Origin of the sequence: Pseudomonas rhodesiae, from assembly GCF_007858255.1 — a bacterium.
GTDB classification, from domain to species: domain Bacteria; phylum Pseudomonadota; class Gammaproteobacteria; order Pseudomonadales; family Pseudomonadaceae; genus Aquipseudomonas; species Aquipseudomonas rhodesiae.
Genome location: NZ_VFEU01000011.1, coordinates 118028 through 136536, shown reverse-complemented (window position 1 = coordinate 136536; position 18509 = coordinate 118028). Strand labels below are relative to the sequence as shown.

The following is an 18509-nucleotide window of genomic DNA, read 5'->3' as shown; positions in this document are numbered from 1 at the left end:
CTGTGGCCGGGTTTGTTTGGGTCATTAAGTAAGTTGCCGAAGGCAAAACTCTAACAGTGGCGAGATAATGCCACCAGCCGCACGGGAACGCAATAGGCCCTCATGCGGCCTCGCGCATTTCGTAAATTACCGCTGCAACGGGGCTCAATGCGCGACGGTCCAGATCCTCGCAGCACTCGAAGATCAGTTGAAGCACACCACCCCAATCCCGCTCCCAATTGCACGACTCCAGGCGAACGCCGTAGTACTGCCACATCCACGCCCGGAACTTCTCGGCATTGGCCAGCGGATCTTCATTGGCCGACTGCCCTCCCTGATGCATATGCCGGTACCGGCGCAGCACGCCCTTCACCACGAACTCTAGTTTCTCGCGCTTAGCCGCCGTCATCCGTGGGGACCGGTTTTGCACCAGCAGGAACACCACCTCTTCCGCTGCCTCCCGGATATCGTCGCTTTGTTCGGCGGCGTACATGAAGTCACCGAACACGCGGATCTGCGGATGCAGGCGAGCGATTGCCGACTGGATGTGCCCAGCCAAAGCCCCGTGCACAGCGTGGTTTGCCGTGGGCCCGCGCTCGGTGTTCTGCACCACCACGCCCAACTGCACAACGTCAGAGGTCTGGCCGGGGGCAGGGTTGTATTTGCAGTCATGCCACGCCTGGCGCGCTGAGTTGATCTTCATGCTGCCTCCCCCTTTTTCAGCTCTCTGGTCTTTGCCCGGTATTCGGCGGTGATGGCTTTCAGTTGCTCTACGGTTTCTTTGCGTGGCGTGTGGTCGGCTTCCAGCGCCTCGACAGCCTCCAGGCCGATTCGGTCGATAAGGCCAGTGCGGAAACCCTGGGAAACCGTCTCGCCTTTACCGGCGAACTTGGATGAGCCCGCGTTACAGCTTTTGCACTGGAGCCAGATATTGGTGGGCACCAGCCTTAGCTCGGGTCGGGCGCCCTTGCCGAGGAAATGGCCCGCATCGAACGCACCGCCAGTCTTCCAGCCCTGGGCGTGGAGGATTGATTCCTGCGACTCGCCGCAACTGATGCACCCACTGCCGATGCTAAGTTCGTAGGTGCGCCGGTAGTCCCGCACGGCCTTCTCGGCATCCTTCATGTGGTCGGCGCGACTTTTCAGGGCCTCCTTGCGCACCTTGATCTCTCGCCGATCGGCCAGGGCCAGCGACTTTTTCTCCTTGGTCTTCTGCGCCTCTACGGTGGCCAGCGCACACTTAGGGCTGCACACCGCCTGACCGATGCGCTGGGGGACGAATGAGGCCCTGCACGTAGCGACGCGGCACTTCTTTGGCTTGGGCTGTTTCCGCTCGATCGCCATCAGTACCGCCCTCCCCAGTTATCCTTCTGCGTCCACCGCACCTGATGCTCGGCGCCGAAAGCCATAACCCACTCGATCAACTCGCCGCACTGCTTCACGGTGAGCTTGCTGGTACGCTCGTAGATGACGTCGAAGCCGTTGCCGTCTACCGCCGGGATCATTTGCGGCTGGTCGCCTGACTCACGCAGCCAGGCGGCCGTCAGCAGGCGCTTCCAGATCAGGACGTCCCACTTCTTCCCGGCGTGCTCGACCTGGGCGGCGATATCGGCCAATGCCGCGTGCAGGGCCTTGTTCTGCTCCCCACTGCGGTCTACTTCGGTGATGGCCAGCTTCTTGGGCCTGGCCAGGTCCAATCCGGCGATGTAGCCCATGGCCCTGGTGCGGTCTGATTCATTGCGGATCTGGAGATTGGTCATGGCCGCTTCTCCAGGCTTTCGAGGTAGAACACCAGGGCACCACCGATCAGCAGGCCCAGCACGAATACGCCGAAGGTGGTCATGGCCGGTCTCCCTTGCCCATGGAGACGGCGTAATTCCAAACCTTGCACCATGCGCACTCCTTGCCGGCCTTGGAGCCGTTGTCTTCATCCCATACACCTGGAATTGAGTGACAGTGGCCGGGGGCATTCCCAGCACGGCTGATGCGCGCACCTGGAATCTCACTGACTACGGCGCTCATAACCCCTCGCAGCGCCTCGTTCTCAGCCTTCAGCTCAGCATTCACCCGCTCGTAGGCTTCGTAGCCGGTGCGGAGGCCGGCGACTTCGGCGCGGAGCTGGTCGATGTTCACTTCCTGCCTACGGATCCGTGAGGCCGAAGCAAGAAGAACAATGACAAATGGATCATCTTCTCCATCGTCAGCGTTTTCCTGTATCGCTTGAGCGTTATCGACCAGCTCTTTGATCAGGTCTTCAGCCAGCCAGTCATGCGGTCCCTTCAAGGCCTGGTTCTCGGCGATCAGGGCCAGGATCGTTTCCGGATCGACCTCTTCGTGGAACTGCTGGAGCGCACGCATTTCCTCGTTTTCGTCGGCGAACTTGATTGTTTCCTGCGCGGCGTATTCGGCGGCCTTCTGTAGGTCCTTGTAGTCGCTCATGCCCGCTTCTCCGCTGCTTCTGCGATCAATGCCAGGCGCTCAAAGCGCTCAGCGGCCTGGCTGGCGAGATTGGCCATGTCCGCCTCATCCACCACCGGCATGCACACGAAACAAATCCCGTGCTTGACCATGGTGTTCGCCATCTCAAGGGATTGGCGTAGCTGTGCTGGGTTTGCTCGTTTCATGCTGCCGCCCTCTGAGATTTTCGGAACTCCTGGCGATCTAAGAACCATTTCAGGCCACGCTCGCAGGTTGAAATTTCTCGGGCAATTGCCAAGCGATCTGAGTTGGCTTCTGCGTGCGTGGATCGAAGAACCTTCTCCATGTCGGACCGATCAGCCTGTTTGAGAAAGAACTCCTCAATGATGTGGCCGACCGGTCTAACCCAATCCATATCATCCGACTGCACCGAGGCCCTTATCAGGCCCCAAGCGGCAAGCCCTACATGATCACGAACAAGGCGGTGAAGGTCTGAAGGCGAAATATTGCTGTGCCAGCCGTTTGCGCCACGGGCGTACATTCCGCAGTTGATAAGACTTTCCATATCGGACTCAGGCTTGCCGCAAAGGAAAACTACCTCACAACCAGTGCGTGCCATGACTGCATCGGCTTTGCGAACCTCTTCCTCAGTTGGCCAGTCGCCCTTGACTTCCACATAAATCCCGACATTCGGAAGCCAGAAGTCGGGCAAGTAAAACCCGTCATCCACACGTACCAGATCAGGCTCGTAGAGGTAGAAAATATCGGCCGCCTCAAGCACCCGCGCCCAAAGCAACTCCGTGTACGACCTAAGGCGATAGCCTTGGTGGTGATAAACCGTTCTGCGCTCTCTCATCAGAAATTCACCTTCACGACGTTGTCTTGGCGGGCGTGGTTGGCCAGCGGCAGGAATCTGGACTTGGCGCCCTGGAAGGCTGTCGGCACAGTGCCGATCTCGCCATCCCGGTTCTTGCGGATGATGATTTCGCCAATACCCTTGTCCTGGGTGTTTGGGTGGTAAACCTCATCGCGATAAACGAACATGACGATGTCTGCGTCCTGCTCGATAGCGCCGGACTCGCGCAGGTCGCTGAGTACCGGGCGCTTGTCTGGACGGCTTTCACAGCCTCGGTTGAGTTGCGATAGGATGATCACTGGGCAATCAAGCTCACGGGCCAGCAGCTTGATTTGGCGGGACATGGCGGTAACGTCCTCAGTCCTACCCTTCCCTTCACCCTCAACCAAACCCAGGTAGTCGATCACCACGAGGCCCAACGAGCCCATGCGGTGCGACTGGCGACGGGAAATTGAGCGGATGCGCGGCATAGTCATGACCGGAACGTCCGACACAGCGATAGGCGCGTCACGCAGGCGCATGACCGCCATGTTCAGCTCGGTGGAGTGGTCGTTACTGCACTCACCAGTCTTCAGCGATGGGAGAGGAATCCCGCCTACGGCTGCAAGCAGGCGATCCATCAGCTGGGTCTTGCTCATTTCCAGGCTGATCACCAGCACGGGCTTTTTCTGATTGATCGCCACGTCGGCGGCGATGTTCATGGCCAGGGTGGTCTTGCCCATCGCTGGCCGGCCGGCGACAACCACCATCTGTCCGGACTTGAGCCCTTGCGTGTACGCATCCAGATCCGGAATGCCGGTACCTAGTCCGTCGATTACGATCCCGGCGGCGAACTTGTCCAGACGATCCTGCAGAATCTCAACGTGCTGGATCAGGATGTCGCCGATCATCTGGCACTCACCGTCGCTACCGGTGCTGTCTAGGCCAAGCACTATGGATTGAGCAAGGGAGATCTTGTCCTCGATGCTCGCCTCTTCATGGGCAATCTCGTTGATTCGGGCGGCGGCGGCGGACATCAGGCGGCACACGGCCCGCTGGCGAATGATCTTGGCGTACACCTGAGCATTCGCAACACTGGGTGTGCTGGCCTGGATTTCGGCGGCGTAGGCGGCCACACGAACACCGCTCGACAGCTCGGCGCGGCGGTCATGAAGCGTCACTACGTCAACCGGCTGGCCATCGGCGTGCATTTCCAGGATCAGGCGGTACAGTTCGGCGTTGTCTTCCCATGCGAACGCATCGGCGGACAGGTCGTCGCTCAGCACGTCGATCAGGTGCGGCTGGCAGAGCATGGCGCCAATCACGCCGTGTTCAGCCTCAAGGCTTTGGAGATCCATCATTGAGCAGCCTCCGATACTTCACGGAAAACGGCGCGACTGACCAGGGACTCAAGTCTCGGCGCAACGTTGGCACCACGGAAGAACACCTGGCTGCGGTTATTTGCCTTCTGGAAAAACGGGAGCCAGAAGCCCTGCCCGCTCTGGTGCGATGCTGATTCGTTCCAGCGCTCGGCGATCATGCTGCGCAATACCTTGTCGCTCGCAACGGTGACGGTCGGCAGGTTCGGGCAGACCTTGTGGTACAGGTCGATAATCTTGTCCACCGGCACACCGGCCTCGGATGCGCCGCTTGGGTTCTTCTTGAACTCGCGACCCAGCCAGTTGACCAGGAAGCGGCGCCAGTCCTTCTTCGGCTTGCTCCCACTGGCCCAGGCGGCGGCACGCTTGATCTCGGCTTCAACGTCAATCGGCGAGTAGGCTTCTGCCCACTTGGTGATCAGGGTGGCGTCGACTTCAAAATCTTCACCATCGAACAAAACCCCACATGCCGCTTTTCCGATTTTGATTTCAGGCTGAGCGGGTTCCGCCCCCTGGGGGGCAGTAATCTGTTTCGTAGAAACAGTTACTAGGGGTTCTTTCTTTGTATAAAGAAGGGAGTCGTCGGATTTGGTCTGTCTCGCAATGCTGACGACTCGGCTTGAATGATCCGAGTCGGACGATATGGTCTGAGTCGGACATTCTTTTTTGGTGTCGTAGAAGATCCATTCGGAAGGCTCGCTGATGCCGATATCGCCACGCGCCCCGCCAACCCGATAGAGGATACGGCGTTTCAATAGGTGGCTGATGGCCTTGGAAGCCACGTCAGGGTGGATGTTGGTCGCCTTGGATATCTCGGTAGCCTGGATGCGAGCTTCGGCCACCTGATAGCCTATGGTGGCTCTGGCAACGTACAGCGCAACCTTCAGTTCGCGCCCAGGCAGATCGACAACCATCAAGGCCTCGATGAGCTTGTTTTCCATCCGGGTGAAACCCCCGGTGATTTTGAGAGGAATGACATTGCTCATGGGCGGACGCCTTTCGAGGAGGCCAGGAATGCCTGGAGCTGATCAAGGCACTCATGCACGAGCTTATTTTTGGATGGCTTGGAGTACTGGAAGCGAATCTGCTTCGCGGCGCTCATTGCGGCATTGAGGTGAAAATTGCTACGCGCCACGTTTTGCGATTGCAGAAATCGTGGCGCGCATTCGTTGCTGTTGACGATCGATTGGGGAATAGGCATTATTCGCTCCAGACATTAGTTGTATGTGCTGCACGAAAAGCCAGGCCGCGAACCTGGCTTTTTTGTGCCTGTGATTTGGTTGATGGGTGTTTCATTGGCAGATCCTCAATAGTCCCTGAGGGGCTAATCAGCCCTTGCGTCCTATGGAAGCGACGTTGCTCCGGCTCTTTGGTGGCCGGGTCATTCGATCCAGCGCCCGGTTCATGATTGTTGCGGCCATCTCTTCTGGCGTTACCCCGTTGCGTCTGGCTAATAGCTCCAGATCAGCGAGTCCCTGCCAGTCGAGCTGGATTTCCAGCGGCTTTCTTTCAGGCACAGGGCCTCCTCGGCTACTTCAGGCCACGTCTGTTTTCGCGTTAAGCTCTTCCATCATTTGGTTCAGGCCGCGCTCCAGGATTTCGCGAGCGAGCACAGCTTTCTGGGTCCGCTGAAAGCGGGCCATCGCTGTCAGCAGGTCGTCAGCCGCCTCGTCCAGGCGAACCTTGGTCGGCTTGTCGTGGAGGTGGTCAGGTGCGAAGTACGACATCTGTGTTTCCTTGTGTGGTTGGAAGTGGGTTAAGCAGCTGTCTTTCGGGCGGGGATAGGCCGAATCTCATTCGCTTGGATCGACCCGTCATCCATCAGCGTGATGGTGATCGTCCGGTTCGAGCGGTGCATTTGAGAAACGGCGCTCTGCTGGACACCCAGAGCCTTGGCGAGATCGCTCTGGGTGCCGTGTAATGCCAGGTACTCCCCAAGGGTTACGGTCTGCATTGATAGGTCTCCGGTTAATTTGGGGTGATATTAGCACTGCTGTTTTGCAGAAAACAAGGAGTTGATTAGCACTGCTGTTTGCGAAAGCAACAGCGGTGCTACTTAATCGCGAGCATGAAAAAACCTACACGAACCCCTTTGTCGGCCTGCCAGCTTGCGGATGCCGAGCGCTTACGCGCGAAATACGTCGAGCGTGTGAAGGAGTCTCGTGAGCGCGGTGATAAGCCAACGTTAAATCAGACGGAAGTTGGCGAGCGCTGCGAATGGAAATCACCTCAGAGCACCGTAAGTCAGTATTTGAATGGGAAGGTGGCGCTGAATCTTGAAGCGCTTGTGAAGCTTTCTGTCGCGCTGGATTTCGAACCAGCCGACGTCAGTCCGACCCTCGCGAAGGGCATTACCCGCGCGGTAGACAGCCCAGCTAAGCCAGCAAGAAATGCCGCAGCTGCAAACTCCTCACCTACAGACACGCCCTTCCCTGGCGGCGCTGACATAGAGCCTGTTGATGAGAAATACGCCTTCGTCCCTCAGTACTCCGCTAAAGCTGCAGCCGGACTGGGTCATGAAAACCCACACGTCGAATCGGTGGCAACCCTTGCGTTCAAGCGTGAGTGGCTGCGCATCAAGGGTGTAAACCCCAAGAACCTGATCGTCATCTATGCAGACGGCGAAAGCATGTGGCCGACCATCGACGACCACGATGTGCTGCTGGTGGACAAGTCGCGTGCAGAGCCGGCCGACGGTCAGATCTTCGTGATGGCAAGCGCAGACAAGGGCGTGATCGTTAAACGCCTGGTGCAGAGCCCGTTGGGAGGATGGATCATCCGTAGCGATAACGAAGACAAGGGCGAGTATCCAGATCTGATGCTGTCACGTAGCGAGATCAACGAGCACCGGATCATCGGCCGAGTCATATGGCGCGGGGGTGATCTGTAGGTTTTACTGCGACCAAGCACATTTTTTGCGCAACGTTCAAGCACTTCTTGACATACGAACCATTGGTTCTTAACATTCAGTCACGGTGCATGTAAATCCTGAGACAACCGCGAAGCATGATTTGTATCGTAAGCGCTCTGTAAGAGCGTCGGCCTTAGGGAATGCACCGCCCTTCTTCTGAAACCGCGTTCAATGACGAAATTATTCATTTTCCTGGATGAAAGCGGTGATCTAGGCTGGAAATTTGACCTCCCGTATCGGGATGGCGGATCCAGCCGATATCTCACAATCTCTGCATTACTTGCTTCCGAGCAATCGGTCCGATTGCCTGCTCGCGTTATGCGAAAGCTCTACGACAAATTCAAGTGGCCCACAGACAAAGAAAAGAAGTGGGCGCGAATGACCCCCGAAGAGAGGCTTGAATTTGCGCGTTTGGCAGCAAAGCTATGCGCCGGTAATGCTGGCTCGATCCAATACGTGTCAATCACAGCAAAAAAAGAAAATGTGATGCCGCACATACGGCGCGACCCCAACAAGCTCTACAACTATATGATCGGCATGCTCCTGTTGGATCACATGGCCAGGGCTGACGAGGTGATCTTCGCGCCCGATGATCGCAGCATAAAGGTGCAGAGCGGGAATAGCCTTCATGACTATTTGCAAACACAGTTGTGGATGGAGCGCGGGGTTGCCACAGAGCTGAAAACCGTCCCCTGCGATAGCTCTAAGAATCTATGCGTGCAATTCGCCGACATGATCTCAGGCATCGCTCAAGGCCACTACGAAGACAGAAGCTCTGAGCCCTTACGAGTTTTGGCTCGCCACTTCAGGCCTTTTTTGATCTACAACCGATAGCCTGGCCTACTGCCGAGCTTCTTGTCTCTGGCTGGCAACGCTTCCTTCCCCGGAGCTAACCCTGACAGCAGCTGAGGGAACAGCGACGTGAGTGTGTTGCAGCCCTGCCTAGAGCCGGGTTTTTTATTGCCTGCGATTCGAAAGAGTACATCTGTACTCTTTTCAGCTTGCCCTTCCGATCAGCATGAAATACTGTTTATCCGTACAGTTCATTAAGGAGGGTTACCCATGGCAAAGCAGAAGTCCCAAGCACCGAAAGAACCAACATCCTACGAATTGCTGGGCATGCGCATTCAGCGCGTGATCAACAATCCACGCTCGCAGGTGGCCAAGTCAGCCCTGCTGGAGCGATCAGCAAATGATTCACCAGAGGACTGGGATCAAATGCTTGCTGAGATCGCCGAGAACGACAACGTGACCCTTGCCCATCACGACGACGGCAATGTCCGCATCTTCTGGACCGTCCCCAAAGAAGATTGAGAACCCGCTGAGAGAGCCCGTCCTGTGCGGGCTTTTTTACGACTGGTGAAAATAATATCAGCACTGCTGTTTACATTAGATAACAGCAGTGCTAATTTTCACCCATCGCAGCGACACAGTCCCTGCGAAGGGCCTCAAAGAGGCTCGCCACACGACTGGTGAAGCCGCCAGATAGCCCGGGATCAGCGAAATGATCTCCCAGCCCCCGACAAGGGGACCGACTGGAACCAAGTTCTTTAAGTAAGACGGAAAGTTGAGCTGGGGTGATCGGGGAACCGACGCAAACGGCGAGACGCGACATTCGATTCAAGCCGGTGACCGACGCCAGTAGCGGGTCACGGCGGAAAGCATCACTGAGCAGCCTTCTTGCGAGGGCTGCTTGGGATGACAACCGAGCCCTGGAGGGCGATGCAATGTTCAACTTCACCAGTACAGAAGAAAACGGCAAGACCATCGCCCGCCTGGGTGAATACAGCGCTCACTTCACCAGCAGCGCTCGAAACACTCGGATCACAGCGGTCGTGATCGCTGATGAAGAAAGCGGAGAGTGCCGCGCTACTGGTTCGCTGTTCTACCACTACGACGCCATTGCCCAAGGCCATAGTCATTGCGACATAGGCGCCCGGCAGTACGACAACAACGCTTTGGCGTGACGGACCTTTTCACTGATGCCCATCCAGAGCGGTGGTCATCGGGAAAACAACCGCACAATCGAGGATCCCCATCATGGACTAGCCAATATCTGCCCGACGCCACATGCGCCCGGCAGTCACGTACGAAGGTAAAGCCCGGGCAATGTTCGGGCTTTTTTATGCGCCCCTATTACGTCAGCACTCCTCCACCGCGCCCATCGGCAACCAGCGGGAGGCATGAGTGTTGACGAATACAGGTGAACAACCCGCCAACTTGGAGGCGATATGAATATTTTCGAGTCGATGGGGCTCACCGTTCGGACGATAAACGTTCTGAAGTGCGAAAACATTTTGACCCTTGATGAGCTTGTAAAGCGAAGCCATCTGGACCTTCTGCAAATACCAAACATGGGCAAAAAATCTGCTCAAGAAATCGCTAACGCAATTCAAGCCCACGGCCTTCGCTTAAAGGACGGTCCTGCGCCGAGCGCCCGACAAGCTGCCACTGAAAGCTCCCGGCCTCTCGAGATGAATCTTCGCGACTACTTCGCCGCCAAGGCCATGCAGGGCTATCTCGCCAACGCATGGCAGGCAGAGACGCTTGATTCACTCGGCGAAAGCTCTGCCCAGCAGATGGCAACGGTTGCGGAAATTTCCTACGCAATGGCCGACGCCATGCTCGCCGCCCGTTTCGCCTAATCACAAACACTGGAGGTCGCCATGAGCGATATCAAACCGATCCACGCGAATAGCCGTGACGGTGGTGACGCCTACCGCATGCTGAACCTGATCCACGTCATGGCTGGGATGCTGGCAAGCGAGCCAAAGAAACACTTCACCTTGGCTCGCACGAACAGCGACCCGCAATACGGACCGATTACCACTGTTTGGACAAATGGAATCATCGACGTCGAAGCGCGGACTTGGCGTGATCAGGAGCCGGCTTACCACGAATACTCGATGACGCGAGCAGTCACCCCGCCCACCGAATAACGCCACCCTGGAGGCGACCATGAACGCAACAGCGCTCGCACAAAGTGAATTCGATAACCATCTGCCGCCTCCAGTGAGTGAAACCCCTCGTGAGCTTGCGCGGGCAGAGTGGCTGTACAACGCCACCGAGCAGCTGGTGCGCTTCGGTCAGGATGTGAAGTTCCAGCGTCGCCTGCGTAGGCCTCAGGCCGTCACGGTCGCACAACTGGCACTGGCGGCGGACGAGCTGGCGAACAGCCGGCAGGCGAGCTGTGAGGTCGGCACCCCGGCACTTGGCTGGATGCTGATCGCCAACAACTGCGGGCGGGCCGACAAAGACGCAGCCGCCGAGTTGCTGGGGCGAAGCGACCACCCCTTCGGCAAGCTTGGCGAAATTGCAGAGGCCCTACTTCGGCCCCTAGCTGACGATGCATTGGCCGCCCAGGCCGAGGACGACGAACTATGAACACCCCTACCGCCCTCGCCCGCCTGGGCCTGGAAATCGCCAAGATGAAGAAGTCCTTCACTCCGGTACCGGATCGCACCTTCGTCATGGGCATGATCGAAATGGCCGAGTTCGCCGACCTGGTCGACTCCCCTACCGCCAACCGTTACCGCGATGCGCTGGACGCCAAGTTCGTCGAGCGCAATACCGAGCTCAAGAGGGCTGCAGCATGACCACGCCAATCGTGAAATCGCTGATCGACGAGCAAATCGAAGAGCTGCCCGCCGACCGCATGATCTTGGCCTTCACCCATCCCAAGTGGCTTGGAGCCCTGTCGTTGGCACATGACGCCGGTATCCCCAACGTGCACGCATGGAGTGGCCGGGCCTGCATGTGTGGCGAGTGGACAGTTGCTTATGAGGTGAAGGCATGATCAGCGTATTTCTCTGCTCACCCACTAACAGCACGATGTTCACGCGCTGCTGCCAGGTGGCAATTTGTGACGATCAAGCCAACTGCCCGCGCTGCGGACAAGAGGTCTACCCGGGCGCCGATGCAACACCGCACCAGCGCCAAGTTTCGCGCTGGAACATGGCTTTCGGCCCTACGCGCCGCGCACAGGCGCAGCGGTCGACATGACCACCCACCAGCGGCACCGGCGCCGCGCCATCCGCGCTCTGTCGGCCATCGTTGGCCTGACCTTCCTCACCATCGTTCTACTGGGCCCCGCTATCGGTGGCCTGATCACTCAATAAACAACACCTCTAATCGCTGCGAGCATCGCGGCAGGGAGTCACCGTGTCCGCACAACAGCAAGTAATCACCATCGACGACATCAGCGCCGACAATGCTCCGGCCATCTACGTGGCCGGCGGCCTGGGCCAGTTCTTCGAAGCGGTGAAAGCAGAAGTCACCGGAGAGGTGCCCGATCTGACCACTGTGAAAGGTCGCGCTCGCATCGCCTCCTTGGCAGCAACGGTGAGCAAGTCCAAGGCTGCTGTCGAGAAGCCTGGTCGCGACTACCTCAAGCGCCTCAAGGAAATGCCAAAGGTCGTCGAGGCCGAGCTACGCGAGTTCGTCACCAAGATGGACAGCCTGCGCGATGCAACCCGCCAGCCCCTGACCGACTGGGAAAATGCCGAGCAGGTCCGCAAGGACCGGCACGTCGACAACATCCAGGCCATCAAGGACATGGAAGTGTTTGGCGCCACGCCGACTGCAGCTGCAGTGGCGCAAGTGATTGTCCAGCTGGAAGCCATCGAGCTTGGCGACTCCTGGGAAGAGTTCCTGCCAGAAGCAGCCCAGGCGAAAGACCGCACCCTCTCACTATTGCGCGCAATACATGCCGAGCGCACCCAGCACGAAGCCGAGCAGGCCGAACTCGTCCGGTTGCGCGCCGAAGCAGAAGCCCAGGCCCAGCGAGACCGTGACGCTGCTATCGCCCAGGCCGCCGCTGATCAGGCCCGCCGTGAAGCAGCTGAGCGTGCTGAGACTGAGCGCTTGGCCGCCGCCCGCCGAGAACAGGATCTACTTGATCAGGCCGCCGCCGCACAGCGCGCCGCCGCTCAAGCCGTACTGGATGCCGAGGCCGCCGCCGAGCGCCAGCGCATGCGACTTGAACTACAGGCCGAGCAGGCCCGTGCAGCAGCGGCGCAGGCCGAGTCAAGCCGTCTGTCCGCCGAACAGCGCGCCGAGCAAGATCGTGCCGCCGCAGCGCAGCGCCAGGAGCAGGCAGTCGAGCAAGCACGCCAGAACGAACTGGCACGCCAGGCCGCAGCCGTAGCGTTCGAACTGGAGCAGGCCCAGGCCCGCGAAGCTGATGAAGCGCATCGCCGCGCAATCAACCGTGCAGCCCTGGACGCCTTTATTGCTGGCGGCATGCCAGAAGAGTGCGCCAAGCAGGCCGTTAAGTTGATTGCCCAGCGCAAGATTCCAGCCGTATCCATTTCCTACTGAGGTCGCCATGAGCCAAGCCGTCGCAACAATCACTCAGGACATCTACGGTGCGCGCAATCAGTTCGCCAACGTCCTGACCGACCGCTCGCTGAACTTCGAGCGCGAGGCTGAATTCGCCATTCAGGTGATCACCTCCAGCGAGTACGCCACCAAGATCGCCGTACAGAACCGGCAGTCAGTGGTCAACGCAATCACGAACATCGCCGCCATCGGTATCAGCTTGAACCCTGCGAAGAAGCAGGCCTATCTGGTTCCTCGGGACGGCAAGATCTGCTTGGACATCAGCTATATCGGTCTGATGGACCTGGCCATGGCCACTGGCGCAATTCGCTGGGCCCAGGCCGAGCTGGTTTATACGGCTGACTCCTTCGCTCTCAACGGCTTCGACAAGCCGCCGACCCACTCATACAACCCGTTCGCAAAGGATCGTGGCGAGGCTGTCGGCGTTTATGTGGTGGTCAAGACGGCAGACGGCGACTACCTCACCGAGACGATGAGCATCGACGACGTGAACGCGATCCGTGACCGTTCAAGCGCTTGGAAAGCATGGATCAGCAAGAAGTCATCCTGCCCATGGGTTACCGACCCGGGTGAAATGGCAAAGAAAACCGTGGTGAAGCGCGGCTACAAGTATTGGCCGAAGACGGAGCGACTTGAGCAGGCCATCCATCACCTGAACACCGATGGCGGCGAAGGCCTCGCATCGATTCAAGGCTCGGCTCCAACCGACCCTGAGATGGTGAACGACTGGATTGATTTGGCTATGCGCGCCGGAAGTCTGGAGTCACTCGCCGAGGTTTACCACAACGGCACGGCCGCGATGAAGCAAGCCAAAGATGCTGCTGGTCACGCCCGCTTTAAGGCGGAAGTGACCAAGCGCAGCGAAACCCTGAAAGCAGCAGCCGAGCCAATCGAAGGTGAAGCTGAGGAGGTGTTAGATGGAACAGCGTAGCGCTGAATGGTTTGCGGCAAGGCTGGGCAACGTCACGGCCAGCCGCGTCAAGGATGTGATGGCCAGCGGGCGCGGCGGCGCACCTTCTGCCACTCGCAAAAATTACATGATGGAGCTGCTCTGTGAGCGCCTGACCGGACAGCAAGGCGGTAGCGACCTTTCGCGCAACGCTGCAGTACAGCGCGGCGTCGAGCTTGAGCCGTTCGCCTGCATGGCCTACGAGGCTGATAAGGGTCTGATGGTGGAAGAGACCGGGCTTGTCATGCACCCCAAGATCCAGGGCTTCGGTGCATCACCAGATGGGCTTGCAGGTGATGATGGCGTTCTTGAAATCAAGTGCCCGAACACCGCAACCCACATCGCGACGATGCAGTCAGGCAAGCATGACCCTCAGTACGAATGGCAGATGCTGGCCCAGATGGCTTGCACCGGCCGCAAGTGGGCCGACTTCGTGAGCTACGACGACCGCTTGCCTGAAGAGCTTCAGTACGTTTGCTTCCGGTACGAGTTCGACTTCAAGCGAGCCCGCGAGATGGAATCCGAAATCACGGCATTTCTGGAAGAGCTGGCCGACCTTGAGAAGGAAATGCGGGAGCGGATGAGGAGCAAAGCAGCATGACCTACGTCAGCAACCACCTAAGCCTGGTAGAGCAGCACCGCCAGCACGCCGACTCAATATCGGAACGCACCGCGCAGTTCCTGGCTGCCGGCGGGAACGTCGCCCAGGTGCCAAGCCTGGCGGGCAATCCGATCCCTCCCAAGCGATCCGCGAAGATTGATCCCGAAACCATCCTCAAGCGCCGAAAGCCAGCCATCACCAGGGCTGAGCGTAACGCGCTGCGCAAATTGGCGGAGGCATTATGAGCAAGCGTAAGCCTCACAACCTGCAGGCGCGCATCGCCCGGTCGTGCCGGTCACTCCTGACATCCAACCATGTCGCGGTGGTGAACATCGATCCCAGCGGCCGCCAGGGCATGATCAATTACAAGTCACTCAAGAACATCGCCCCAGGGAAGATTGGCCAGGCCGTGTGCGGAATCCCTCACCGCTGGACGATCTACATGAGCGCAATGTGCATTGACGCTCGCGGCGACCGCTACAGCAAGTCGCTGGAACTGGCGCCGGACGGGGTTTACCTGTCCGACCACCTGGAAGACGTGATCGAGCATTGCTACATGAAGCTGCGCGCCGAGGCCAACCAAAGCCAGATGGTGGCCTCCGGCTGGATCGCCATCCCCGACACTCTGTCGCTGGACGAGGAACACGCCGCGCGAATCTTCGAAGCGGTCGGTGCTTGGCGCCAGGTGAAGGTCGATTCATGCGCCGCATAGCCCGCACCCAGCAACGCAAACGACAAACCTGGCTCGCACTGCCGGCCAGCGGAATAGAAGAGGTAGGCCATGGCTGTGACCCAGGAAGAACGAACAGCCAGGCTGGCCGAGAAGCGGCAGGAGCTTGGCGAGCAGGAGTTGCGGCATACGACGCCTTGCGGCACCCGACAGATGCTCGACGACTTGATGCTCTGGCATGAGATCAAGGAAGTGGGCGAGGCAGTGCAACTGCTGGTGCGCAATGCCAAGGCAGAAGATCTGCCGCCAGCAGCACCCAAGGTAAAAGGGCCGTCCGACATCATCCGTCACTACTTCCGCCAGGGAATGCGTGACCGTTTGGACGAGCTCACCGCAGAACTGGGTGAGGCAAAAGACCGAACAACCATCTGGCGACTGATCGCATATGCCCACTCGTTGGGTGCGGAGAAGTCCGCCCCTCTATTCGAAATTAAGCCCCACGGCTACGAGATAACAGAAAACGTGGCGCTCAAATTGCGGCAAGCAGGTTTTGCCGAATCGCTCCAAATGAACGCCGAAGACGACGGCGACGAATAACCCACCCTACTCGCTGCATCCGGTAACCGGAGGGCGGCGCTTACCCGGAGCAACCCCATGACCAAGCAAGCACAGCAAACCGCCCTCGCCGCCGAACTCCCTGAGCGCGGCCAACCTCTGGCCGGCGGCGTATTCGTCACCCGCTACTGGCTCAACGGCGTAGAGCGCGCCCTGATCCTTCTGCCTGACGAGCTCAACGGTGTCTGGGGTGAGTATGGCGTAAAGATCGAAGGCGCCGGCAGCTATAGCGACGGCGAAGCTAACACCCGCGCCATGGCCGAGGCCGGCAGCGAGATCGCCGTAAAAGCGCTGGAACTGGGCGGCTTTATTCCGTCCTGCCTTGAGGGCCAACTGCTGATGGCGGCCAAGGCTGATGGCCTGGTGGAGCTTCGAGATGATCGATACCACTGGCTGAGCACGCAGCGCTCCGCCTACAGCGCCTACTTCATGGCCTTTGGAGATGGCTGGCTCCTCTACGACGGCAAGAGCACCGAGCGGCTCGCGCGCCCTGTCCGCCGTATCTATGTCACCTCCTGAGGACTGAACATGACTGAAGAGCAATGGCGACGAGTATCGGATTGGCCGGACTACGAGGTAAGCAGTCACGGGCGGGTCAGGCGCGGCTCTCACATCAAGAGCCACTACTTCGACAGGAAGGGGTATCCGAAAGTAAAGCTTTGGAACAGACAGGTTTCCAAGGGCTTCCTGATCCACCGCTTGGTCGCCATTCACTTCATAGGGCCTATCCCGGACGGCCACATTTGCCGCCACCTGGATGGCGACAAAACCAACGGTCGCGTCGGCAATCTTGCCTATGGCACGCCGACCCAGAACGAGGCCGACAAGAAGCTCCACGGGACCGACGGCACAGGCGAGCGACACCCGGCGGCGAAGCTGACCGAGGCACAGGTCATTGAGATCAGGTCTATGTTCAAACCGCATAGCCGAGAGTTCGGCGGCGTCGTCTTGGCGAAACGGTACGGGGTAACTCAGGCGCTGATCAGCGCGATTGTATGCCGACGGATCTGGAAGCACGTGGCATAACCCAGCAAACAGCTACTTCGGCCTGCTCAGCCAGGCCAGCCATAGCCACAAAGACCGGGCAGCACTCGCCCGCGTCGTGCTGAAGCGTGGCAACAGCGTCAACGCCGCGCTCACCAAGACCTTTCAGAACAAGTAACTCCCCCACTCCACAGCCAGGCCTGGCCCGGCTAGGACTCCCCATGCCTACAGAAAACAAAGTCGCCGAGCAGCTCCAGGTCGAGCGCTCGACAGTCACAAAGCTGGTCATCACCGGCGCGCCGCGGCTGGACCCGATCACCGTCTTCCTCGAGGACTTCGGCCGGCGCGACTGCCCGATCGAATCCGATCCGAACTACCAGACCGCCCAGGGCAAGATCACCATCAACTGCTGGGACAACAGTTGGAATGCGTACTGGGGTGGTATGGGCCCGCGCACCGTTGCGGAGTTCGTCACGAACTGCGGTTGGGACTATGTGCTGAATTGCCTGGATCGGGGAATCAGCCCCACCGTCTTCAGCGGTGACGCGCTGCACGACTTGGCTAAGAAGTGCATCATCCAGCGCCGACGGCAACAGACCGGTCGACACGAATGGGAGCTGGGCGAGCTGAGCAAGAGCGAGGCCCGCGAGCTTTGGCACGACATCGACTCATTGCGCAGTATCGAGAGCCCGAACGAATGCTGGCACCAGAGCAGATTGTTGACCGAGCTGTTCGGTGAGGAATGGCACTACCCGCTCTACGGCAAGGCTGTCGAAGAAAACCACAAGTTCACGTACCTGCGGCGGGTTGTCGAGGCAGTACAGCAGGCGCTGCGCCAGGAACAGCAGGCCGGCATGACGGCTATGAATGCCCATGATCTGGTAACGAGGGAGGCTGTATGAGCGAAGTCGAGCGCTACTGGATCGCCCCCAGCAGGCTGGTACAGGAAGGCTGGCATCAGGACGACACTTGCGTTGTGAAGGACTGGGCGTATGACCGCGTTGTCGCCGAGCGTGACGCACTGCAACAGCGCCTGACCGCAGCGGATGAGCGGGCGGATGTGCTGGAGGGGTTGTTGCGTGAGGTCCAGAAGTCGGCGCGCAAGCAAGACTGGGCAAACGGCTATCCGACCCTGTTCGCAAGTGTCGACGCCGCACTCAAGCCAGCAGAGGGTGTTGGCGATGACACCACCCTTGAAGAAGATCGCGAGGACTTTAAAAAGGTATTCGTTCGAATCAATACCAAACAGGGCCAGAGCATCAGCTTGGCTGACATGATCGCCCGTTACGAGAAGAAGCCATGACCCAACTCCCCGCCTACTGCTGGTGCCTGCTGGCACTGGCACAACTGATTTGCTGAAACCTCTGTAACCCCTCCCCCTTCAAAGTCAGCCGCTATAGCGGCAAGGAAAAGTGTTGCCGATGAAAGCCCTTTCCATTCGCCAGCCCTGGGCCTGGCTGATCATCCACGGCGGCAAGGACATCGAAAACCGAAGCTGGCACACCAAGTTTCGCGGTCGTTTCCTGGTACATGCTGCCAAAGGCATGACCAGCAACGAGTTCACCCAGGCACTGCTGTACTGCTCGGAGCGAGGATTACCGATGCCGGACCGGGATGATATGCAGCGCGGCGGCATCATTGGCTCGGTCGAGCTGGTCGATAGCCTCGATACCAGCGCCTCGCCCTGGTACATGGGAGAGAAGGCGTTTGCCCTCCGCGATCCGAAGCCGTTGCCATTTTCACCGATCAAAGGTCGCCTCAACTTCTTCGACGTACCTGACGAACTGGTGACGCCATGATCGCCACCCTCTGGTTCGCCTACGTCTTC

At 58.8% G+C, this 18509-nt stretch carries 33 protein-coding genes and 1 pseudogene; 21 read left to right on the top strand and 13 right to left on the bottom strand.

The window, feature by feature from the left end; all coding sequences use genetic code 11:
* Nucleotides 1-100: 100 nt before the first annotated feature.
* The 13 genes from FIV35_RS17695 to FIV35_RS17640 form a co-directional block, all read right to left on the bottom strand.
* A complete protein-coding gene (locus FIV35_RS17695) occupies nt 101-682 on the bottom strand; it encodes a hypothetical protein (RefSeq protein WP_083377824.1) in 582 nt (193 codons plus the stop codon).
* Nucleotides 679-1323 (bottom strand): recombination protein NinG, encoded by a 645-nt coding sequence (locus FIV35_RS17690; protein WP_083377823.1) that lies wholly within the window; start codon nt 1321-1323, stop codon nt 679-681. Before FIV35_RS17690 ends, FIV35_RS17695 begins: the two co-directional genes overlap by 4 nt.
* Entirely contained in the window at nt 1323-1739 is a 417-nt protein-coding gene (locus tag FIV35_RS17685; RefSeq protein ID WP_083377822.1) for a recombination protein NinB, read from the bottom strand. The genes FIV35_RS17690 and FIV35_RS17685 overlap by 1 nt, the downstream gene beginning before the upstream one ends.
* Nucleotides 1736-1861 carry a hypothetical protein gene (locus FIV35_RS30110; RefSeq protein WP_282960453.1) on the bottom strand — a complete coding sequence of 42 codons (126 nt, stop codon included), beginning with the start codon at nt 1859-1861 and terminating at the stop codon, nt 1736-1738. Before FIV35_RS30110 ends, FIV35_RS17685 begins: the two co-directional genes overlap by 4 nt.
* Nucleotides 1819-2418, bottom strand: a complete 600-nt coding sequence (locus FIV35_RS29920) for a hypothetical protein (RefSeq protein ID WP_083377821.1) — start codon at nt 2416-2418, stop codon at nt 1819-1821. The genes FIV35_RS30110 and FIV35_RS29920 overlap by 43 nt, the downstream gene beginning before the upstream one ends.
* Complete coding sequence (locus tag FIV35_RS17675) at nt 2415-2603, bottom strand: DUF1382 family protein (protein ID WP_083377820.1); 189 nt, start codon at nt 2601-2603, stop codon at nt 2415-2417. The genes FIV35_RS29920 and FIV35_RS17675 overlap by 4 nt, the downstream gene beginning before the upstream one ends.
* Complete coding sequence (locus FIV35_RS17670; protein WP_083377819.1) at nt 2600-3253, bottom strand: PDDEXK family nuclease; 654 nt, start codon at nt 3251-3253, stop codon at nt 2600-2602. The genes FIV35_RS17675 and FIV35_RS17670 overlap by 4 nt, the downstream gene beginning before the upstream one ends.
* The gene (gene dnaB / locus FIV35_RS17665; protein WP_083377818.1) at nt 3253-4593 is read right to left on the bottom strand and encodes a replicative DNA helicase; all 1341 of its coding nucleotides are present in this window, start codon (nt 4591-4593) and stop codon (nt 3253-3255) included. Before dnaB ends, FIV35_RS17670 begins: the two co-directional genes overlap by 1 nt.
* Entirely contained in the window at nt 4590-5597 is a 1008-nt protein-coding gene (locus FIV35_RS17660; RefSeq protein WP_083377817.1) for a replication protein, read from the bottom strand. The genes dnaB and FIV35_RS17660 overlap by 4 nt, the downstream gene beginning before the upstream one ends.
* Nucleotides 5594-5812: a hypothetical protein gene (locus FIV35_RS17655; protein ID WP_083377816.1), complete on the bottom strand. Its 219-nt coding sequence runs from the start codon at nt 5810-5812 to the stop codon at nt 5594-5596. The genes FIV35_RS17660 and FIV35_RS17655 overlap by 4 nt, the downstream gene beginning before the upstream one ends.
* Nucleotides 5813-5939: 127 nt before the next feature.
* Complete coding sequence (locus FIV35_RS17650) at nt 5940-6128, bottom strand: hypothetical protein (RefSeq protein WP_042559998.1); 189 nt, start codon at nt 6126-6128, stop codon at nt 5940-5942.
* Nucleotides 6129-6146: 18 nt separating this feature from the next.
* The gene (locus tag FIV35_RS17645; protein WP_042559999.1) at nt 6147-6338 is read right to left on the bottom strand and encodes a hypothetical protein; all 192 of its coding nucleotides are present in this window, start codon (nt 6336-6338) and stop codon (nt 6147-6149) included.
* 29 nt (nt 6339-6367) lie between these two features.
* A complete protein-coding gene (locus tag FIV35_RS17640) occupies nt 6368-6565 on the bottom strand; it encodes a Cro/CI family transcriptional regulator (protein WP_057978911.1) in 198 nt (65 codons plus the stop codon).
* Nucleotides 6566-6679: 114 nt separating this feature from the next.
* Between FIV35_RS17640 and FIV35_RS17635 the strand changes: the two genes are divergently transcribed.
* From FIV35_RS17635 to FIV35_RS17535, 21 genes and pseudogenes are all read left to right on the top strand, one after another.
* Nucleotides 6680-7501, top strand: a complete 822-nt coding sequence (locus tag FIV35_RS17635) for an XRE family transcriptional regulator (RefSeq protein WP_057978923.1) — start codon at nt 6680-6682, stop codon at nt 7499-7501.
* Between the two features lie 192 nt (nt 7502-7693).
* Nucleotides 7694-8356 carry a DUF3800 domain-containing protein gene (locus FIV35_RS17630; protein ID WP_057978913.1) on the top strand — a complete coding sequence of 221 codons (663 nt, stop codon included), beginning with the start codon at nt 7694-7696 and terminating at the stop codon, nt 8354-8356.
* Between the two features lie 228 nt (nt 8357-8584).
* On the top strand, nt 8585-8836 hold the full coding sequence (locus tag FIV35_RS17625; RefSeq protein ID WP_057978916.1) for a DUF1654 domain-containing protein: 252 nt from the start codon (nt 8585-8587) through the stop codon (nt 8834-8836).
* A 413-nt stretch (nt 8837-9249) separates the two neighbouring features.
* Nucleotides 9250-9489, top strand: coding sequence for a hypothetical protein (locus FIV35_RS17620; RefSeq protein WP_083377815.1), 240 nt, complete (start codon nt 9250-9252; stop codon nt 9487-9489).
* Nucleotides 9490-9753: 264 nt separating this feature from the next.
* Complete coding sequence (locus FIV35_RS17615) at nt 9754-10167, top strand: DNA-directed RNA polymerase subunit alpha C-terminal domain-containing protein (protein WP_083377814.1); 414 nt, start codon at nt 9754-9756, stop codon at nt 10165-10167.
* A 21-nt stretch (nt 10168-10188) separates the two neighbouring features.
* Nucleotides 10189-10461 carry a hypothetical protein gene (locus FIV35_RS17610; RefSeq protein ID WP_083377813.1) on the top strand — a complete coding sequence of 91 codons (273 nt, stop codon included), beginning with the start codon at nt 10189-10191 and terminating at the stop codon, nt 10459-10461.
* 19 nt (nt 10462-10480) lie between these two features.
* On the top strand, nt 10481-10906 hold the full coding sequence (locus FIV35_RS17605) for a hypothetical protein (protein ID WP_083377812.1): 426 nt from the start codon (nt 10481-10483) through the stop codon (nt 10904-10906).
* Nucleotides 10903-11118, top strand: coding sequence for a hypothetical protein (locus tag FIV35_RS17600; protein ID WP_083377811.1), 216 nt, complete (start codon nt 10903-10905; stop codon nt 11116-11118). The genes FIV35_RS17605 and FIV35_RS17600 overlap by 4 nt, the downstream gene beginning before the upstream one ends.
* Nucleotides 11115-11318 carry a hypothetical protein gene (locus FIV35_RS17595; protein WP_083377810.1) on the top strand — a complete coding sequence of 68 codons (204 nt, stop codon included), beginning with the start codon at nt 11115-11117 and terminating at the stop codon, nt 11316-11318. The genes FIV35_RS17600 and FIV35_RS17595 overlap by 4 nt, the downstream gene beginning before the upstream one ends.
* Before the next feature lie 365 nt (nt 11319-11683).
* Nucleotides 11684-12841, top strand: a complete 1158-nt coding sequence (locus FIV35_RS17590; RefSeq protein WP_083377809.1) for a hypothetical protein — start codon at nt 11684-11686, stop codon at nt 12839-12841.
* 7 nt (nt 12842-12848) lie between these two features.
* Complete coding sequence (locus tag FIV35_RS17585; RefSeq protein WP_060773040.1) at nt 12849-13793, top strand: recombinase RecT; 945 nt, start codon at nt 12849-12851, stop codon at nt 13791-13793.
* Complete coding sequence (locus tag FIV35_RS17580; protein WP_083377808.1) at nt 13780-14412, top strand: lambda exonuclease family protein; 633 nt, start codon at nt 13780-13782, stop codon at nt 14410-14412. Before FIV35_RS17585 ends, FIV35_RS17580 begins: the two co-directional genes overlap by 14 nt.
* Nucleotides 14409-14657 carry a hypothetical protein gene (locus FIV35_RS17575; protein ID WP_083377807.1) on the top strand — a complete coding sequence of 83 codons (249 nt, stop codon included), beginning with the start codon at nt 14409-14411 and terminating at the stop codon, nt 14655-14657. The genes FIV35_RS17580 and FIV35_RS17575 overlap by 4 nt, the downstream gene beginning before the upstream one ends.
* Nucleotides 14654-15124, top strand: a complete 471-nt coding sequence (locus FIV35_RS17570; protein WP_083377806.1) for a hypothetical protein — start codon at nt 14654-14656, stop codon at nt 15122-15124. The genes FIV35_RS17575 and FIV35_RS17570 overlap by 4 nt, the downstream gene beginning before the upstream one ends.
* A 69-nt stretch (nt 15125-15193) precedes the next feature.
* On the top strand, nt 15194-15679 hold the full coding sequence (locus FIV35_RS17565; protein ID WP_083377805.1) for a protein kinase family protein: 486 nt from the start codon (nt 15194-15196) through the stop codon (nt 15677-15679).
* Nucleotides 15680-15736: 57 nt separating this feature from the next.
* Nucleotides 15737-16216: a hypothetical protein gene (locus FIV35_RS17560; protein ID WP_083377804.1), complete on the top strand. Its 480-nt coding sequence runs from the start codon at nt 15737-15739 to the stop codon at nt 16214-16216.
* 9 nt (nt 16217-16225) lie between these two features.
* Nucleotides 16226-16723, top strand: coding sequence for an HNH endonuclease (locus FIV35_RS17555; protein WP_083377803.1), 498 nt, complete (start codon nt 16226-16228; stop codon nt 16721-16723).
* A 4-nt stretch (nt 16724-16727) separates the two neighbouring features.
* Nucleotides 16728-16859 (top strand): annotated as a pseudogene (locus FIV35_RS29915) (reverse transcriptase); the annotation flags it as partial.
* 43 nt (nt 16860-16902) lie between these two features.
* The gene (locus FIV35_RS17545; protein WP_083377802.1) at nt 16903-17583 is read left to right on the top strand and encodes a phiTE_072 family protein; all 681 of its coding nucleotides are present in this window, start codon (nt 16903-16905) and stop codon (nt 17581-17583) included.
* Complete coding sequence (locus FIV35_RS17540; protein ID WP_083377801.1) at nt 17580-17984, top strand: hypothetical protein; 405 nt, start codon at nt 17580-17582, stop codon at nt 17982-17984. The genes FIV35_RS17545 and FIV35_RS17540 overlap by 4 nt, the downstream gene beginning before the upstream one ends.
* Before the next feature lie 118 nt (nt 17985-18102).
* Entirely contained in the window at nt 18103-18480 is a 378-nt protein-coding gene (locus FIV35_RS17535; RefSeq protein WP_083377800.1) for an ASCH domain-containing protein, read from the top strand.
* The last annotated feature ends 29 nt before the right edge of the window (nt 18481-18509 follow it).

Coding starts and splice junctions, on each gene's coding strand:
- FIV35_RS17615 (WP_083377814.1), top strand. CDS start 9,754: ATGAATATTTTCGAGTCGATGGGGCTCACCGTTCGGACGATAAACGTT.
- FIV35_RS17610 (WP_083377813.1), top strand. CDS start 10,189: ATGAGCGATATCAAACCGATCCACGCGAATAGCCGTGACGGTGGTGAC.
- FIV35_RS17645 (WP_042559999.1), bottom strand. CDS start 6,338: ATGTCGTACTTCGCACCTGACCACCTCCACGACAAGCCGACCAAGGTT.
- FIV35_RS17635 (WP_057978923.1), top strand. CDS start 6,680: ATGAAAAAACCTACACGAACCCCTTTGTCGGCCTGCCAGCTTGCGGAT.
- FIV35_RS17670 (WP_083377819.1), bottom strand. CDS start 3,253: ATGAGAGAGCGCAGAACGGTTTATCACCACCAAGGCTATCGCCTTAGG.
- FIV35_RS17560 (WP_083377804.1), top strand. CDS start 15,737: ATGACCAAGCAAGCACAGCAAACCGCCCTCGCCGCCGAACTCCCTGAG.
- FIV35_RS17575 (WP_083377807.1), top strand. CDS start 14,409: ATGACCTACGTCAGCAACCACCTAAGCCTGGTAGAGCAGCACCGCCAG.
- FIV35_RS17685 (WP_083377822.1), bottom strand. CDS start 1,739: ATGACCAATCTCCAGATCCGCAATGAATCAGACCGCACCAGGGCCATG.
- FIV35_RS17660 (WP_083377817.1), bottom strand. CDS start 5,597: ATGAGCAATGTCATTCCTCTCAAAATCACCGGGGGTTTCACCCGGATG.
- FIV35_RS17675 (WP_083377820.1), bottom strand. CDS start 2,603: ATGAAACGAGCAAACCCAGCACAGCTACGCCAATCCCTTGAGATGGCG.
- FIV35_RS17585 (WP_060773040.1), top strand. CDS start 12,849: ATGAGCCAAGCCGTCGCAACAATCACTCAGGACATCTACGGTGCGCGC.
- FIV35_RS17540 (WP_083377801.1), top strand. CDS start 17,580: ATGAGCGAAGTCGAGCGCTACTGGATCGCCCCCAGCAGGCTGGTACAG.
- FIV35_RS29920 (WP_083377821.1), bottom strand. CDS start 2,418: ATGAGCGACTACAAGGACCTACAGAAGGCCGCCGAATACGCCGCGCAG.
- FIV35_RS17630 (WP_057978913.1), top strand. CDS start 7,694: ATGACGAAATTATTCATTTTCCTGGATGAAAGCGGTGATCTAGGCTGG.
- FIV35_RS17555 (WP_083377803.1), top strand. CDS start 16,226: ATGACTGAAGAGCAATGGCGACGAGTATCGGATTGGCCGGACTACGAG.
- FIV35_RS17535 (WP_083377800.1), top strand. CDS start 18,103: ATGAAAGCCCTTTCCATTCGCCAGCCCTGGGCCTGGCTGATCATCCAC.
- FIV35_RS17580 (WP_083377808.1), top strand. CDS start 13,780: ATGGAACAGCGTAGCGCTGAATGGTTTGCGGCAAGGCTGGGCAACGTC.
- FIV35_RS17655 (WP_083377816.1), bottom strand. CDS start 5,812: ATGCCTATTCCCCAATCGATCGTCAACAGCAACGAATGCGCGCCACGA.
- FIV35_RS17640 (WP_057978911.1), bottom strand. CDS start 6,565: ATGCAGACCGTAACCCTTGGGGAGTACCTGGCATTACACGGCACCCAG.
- dnaB (WP_083377818.1), bottom strand. CDS start 4,593: ATGATGGATCTCCAAAGCCTTGAGGCTGAACACGGCGTGATTGGCGCC.
- FIV35_RS17605 (WP_083377812.1), top strand. CDS start 10,481: ATGAACGCAACAGCGCTCGCACAAAGTGAATTCGATAACCATCTGCCG.
- FIV35_RS17695 (WP_083377824.1), bottom strand. CDS start 682: ATGAAGATCAACTCAGCGCGCCAGGCGTGGCATGACTGCAAATACAAC.
- FIV35_RS17545 (WP_083377802.1), top strand. CDS start 16,903: ATGCCTACAGAAAACAAAGTCGCCGAGCAGCTCCAGGTCGAGCGCTCG.
- FIV35_RS17570 (WP_083377806.1), top strand. CDS start 14,654: ATGAGCAAGCGTAAGCCTCACAACCTGCAGGCGCGCATCGCCCGGTCG.
- FIV35_RS17565 (WP_083377805.1), top strand. CDS start 15,194: ATGGCTGTGACCCAGGAAGAACGAACAGCCAGGCTGGCCGAGAAGCGG.
- FIV35_RS17620 (WP_083377815.1), top strand. CDS start 9,250: ATGTTCAACTTCACCAGTACAGAAGAAAACGGCAAGACCATCGCCCGC.
- FIV35_RS17600 (WP_083377811.1), top strand. CDS start 10,903: ATGAACACCCCTACCGCCCTCGCCCGCCTGGGCCTGGAAATCGCCAAG.
- FIV35_RS17625 (WP_057978916.1), top strand. CDS start 8,585: ATGGCAAAGCAGAAGTCCCAAGCACCGAAAGAACCAACATCCTACGAA.
- FIV35_RS17690 (WP_083377823.1), bottom strand. CDS start 1,323: ATGGCGATCGAGCGGAAACAGCCCAAGCCAAAGAAGTGCCGCGTCGCT.
- FIV35_RS17595 (WP_083377810.1), top strand. CDS start 11,115: ATGACCACGCCAATCGTGAAATCGCTGATCGACGAGCAAATCGAAGAG.